Source organism: Streptomyces sp. SID3212, from assembly GCF_009865405.1.
Lineage (GTDB): Bacteria > Actinomycetota > Actinomycetes > Streptomycetales > Streptomycetaceae > Streptomyces.
On record NZ_WWJY01001117.1, the window covers coordinates 1 to 2,892 of the forward strand.

General features: G+C 70.7%; 3 protein-coding genes. 1 reads left to right on the top strand and 2 read right to left on the bottom strand.

Features of this window, described 5'->3' with window-relative positions:
• On the bottom strand, nt 1-830 hold an 830-nt coding region (locus GT042_RS33125), incomplete at its 3' end, for an MFS transporter (protein ID WP_345944013.1).
• Nucleotides 831-915: 85 nt separating this feature from the next.
• Between GT042_RS33125 and GT042_RS33130 the strand changes: the two genes are divergently transcribed.
• Complete coding sequence (locus GT042_RS33130; protein ID WP_161312384.1) at nt 916-1,374, top strand: helix-turn-helix domain-containing protein; 459 nt, start codon at nt 916-918, stop codon at nt 1,372-1,374.
• 21 nt (nt 1,375-1,395) lie between these two features.
• Here GT042_RS33130 and GT042_RS33135 read toward each other — a convergent pair.
• A partial coding sequence (locus GT042_RS33135; RefSeq protein WP_161312385.1) for a metallophosphoesterase family protein occupies nt 1,396-2,892 on the bottom strand: 1,497 nt, incomplete at its 5' end.

Below are 2,892 nucleotides of genomic sequence, written 5' to 3' on the forward strand. Positions count from 1 at the left end.
GGCGCCGCCGCGAGCGCGCCCGCCGCGCCCGCGAGGCCGAAGGCGCCGATCGCCGTGTGCGAGAGGGAGAGCGGGGGCTCGCTGAGCGGCAGCGCGACGCAGCTCCACAGGGTGCTGAACGCGGCGAAGATCAGCAGGGCGAAGAGAGCGCGGATCCGGAAGACCCGTTCCTCGGCGAAGAGCGCGAGCGTGGAGCGCAGGAGCGCGCCGTAGGCGAGGCGGGGAGCGGCGGCCGGCTCCTTGGCCGCGCGGGGCAGTACGCGGTGCAGGGCCAGGGTCAGCAGGAGCGTCAGGGCCGCCGAGCAGAGGTAGACCGCCCGCCAGCCGGCGAGGTCGGCCAGGGCGCCGGACACCGTACGGGCGAGCAGGATGCCGGTCACGATCCCGCTGGTCACCACGCCCACGACCCGGCCGCGCCGCACCGGCTCCGCCAGCGACGCGGCGAACGCCATCAGACTCTGTGTCACCACGGCGAGGAAGCCGGTGGCGGCCAGCGCGGTGAGCAGGATCGGCGCGCTCGCGGCGGTGCCCACGGCCGCCAGGGTCGCGACCAGCAGCACCATCTGCGTCACGACCAGGCGCCTGCGGTCCACCAGGTCACCGAGCGGGACGAGGAAGAACAGCCCGAGCCCGTACCCGACCTGGGTCAGGGTGACGACGGCGCCGACGGTCGCGGCGCTGATGCCGAAGTCGTCGCTCAGGGTGGCGAGGAGTGGTTGCGCCAGGTAGATGTTCGAGACGGCCACGCCACTGGCGACGGCGAAGAGCAGCGTCGTACGCCAGGAGAGGGCGGGCCGGGGCAGCGGCACGATCTGGTTGCAAGTAGCCACCGGAGGAACGGTAGCGGTGACTGGTAGTATGTTGCAACCAGATGGGAAGTGTGAAGCCAGATCGGACACATGAAGGAAGAGCGCCATGGTCAAGCGGACGCGGTTCGACGAGGACGAGTGCCCGGTCGCCCGGTCGGTCGACGCGATCGGTGACTGGTGGTCGCTGCTGATCGTGCGCGACGCGTTCGACGGCAGCCGCCGCTTCGGGGAGTTCCAGCGCAGCCTGGGCGTGGCGAAGAACATCCTCGCCGCCCGGCTGCGCGCGCTGGTCGAGGGCGGGATCCTCGACGTCGTACCGGCGTCGGACGGCAGCGCGTACCACGCGTACGTACTGACACCCAAGGGCGAGGACCTGTTCCCGGTGGTCGTCGCGCTGCGGCAGTGGGGCGAGGCGCATTTCTTCGACCGCGGGGAGGCGCACTCCGAGCTGCTGGACTGTGTCCAGGAACGGCCGCTGCGGCCCGTCGAGATCCACGCGGCGGACGGCCGGCGGCTCGGCCCCGGCGACACCCACGTACGGAAAGTGGGCGCGGCCGGGGCCTAGGCCCGTCCGTCACCGCACCGTTCAGCGCTTCCCGTCGGAGCGCTTGCGGTGCAGCGTGAACTTCTCGAAGACCGACAGGTCGCCGTCGGGCTTGTTCACGTTGTAGTACGTGACGTGCAGGGTCGTCGTGTCACCGGCGTGCCGGCCGGGGTCGACGGTGAACGACGCGAAGCCGTACGGGTGGTCGATGTCGCGGACGCCCGTCCAGACGGCCTGTTCCTTGACGTAGGTCGAGGTGCGCTTGGAACCGGCCGGCGCGGACGCCGACACCGCCGTGATCACCTTCGCGGTCCCGTCCTTGAAGAAGGACTGGTTGGTGGTCCCGGAGACACCGCCGCCACCGAGGATCATGTGCACGGTGCCGTGCGTGGTGTCGATGGCGTCCGTGGCCGACGACACCGGGTTGGGCGTGAGCGTCTCGCTGCCGGAGACCACCCCGCGAACGGCCAGGGAGCGCTCGTAGTTGTGCTCGTGTCCGCACAGGACGAGGTCGACACCGTACTTGTCGAACAGCGGCCCGTACTTCTGCCGCAGCCCGAGGTCCGCGCCGTTGGCGTCGGTGGAGCTGATCATCACCTGGTGCATGGCGACGACGATCCAGTCGATGTCACGGGAGGAGCGCGCGGCCCGCAACTCCTCCTCCAGGAAGGCGAGCTGGCGGCCACCGGAGTAGCCGCTGATGTAGACGTCCCCGCCGTCCTGGAGGGCGTTGTCGTCGTTCTGGAGCACGATCACCCGCACCGATCCGGCGGTGAACGCGTACCAGAGGTTGTCGAGTTCGGCGTCCGTCTCCGTGGAGGGCAGGTCGAAGTACGTCTGGTACGCGCCGAGCCCGAGGGGGCCGTTGGACTTCTCGATCTCGTGGTTGCCGGCGGCCGGCATCCACGCGCGGAAGCGCGCCGAACGGGTGTTGTTGGTGAAGAAGTTGTTCCAGGTCCGCACGCGGTCGACGTCGAGATTCGCGTAGCAGAGGTCGCCGTTGAGCAGGTGGAAGAGGGGCGCCACCTGCTCGATGCCCGTGACGATGTCCTTGGTGGCGGGGGTCGAGTTGGCGTCCATGATGCTGGTGCCGTCGGCCGACCAGGTCACCTGCGGCGCCGACTGGTCGCCGAAGCTGGTGAAGGTCAGCGGGGCCCGCCCGCGCGGCGCGGTCCTGAACACGGCGCTGTCCGGGGTCGCCCCCTCGTGCGAGGCCATGTACACGTAGTCCGTACCGGGCCTGAGGCGGGACAGCTCCGCGTGGTGGACGTACACGACCCGGCCGGACTTGCCGTCGGTGTACGTACGGGTCCTGGCGGCCGTGCTGGAACCGAAGCCGTGCTCCGGTGTCCCGTACATCACGCGGGGCCGCTTGACCGGGCCGTCGGTGAGCCAGGAGACGACCATCTGGCTGCTGGGGTCGGCCCCGAACGTCAGGTGGAGGCCCTGCACCGGCGGCGCGCCGCCCGCGTCGGCCGTCGGGTGGAAGGCGGGGGAGCCGAAGGACGAGTCCGCGGCGGCCGGGGTGGCGCCCAGCAG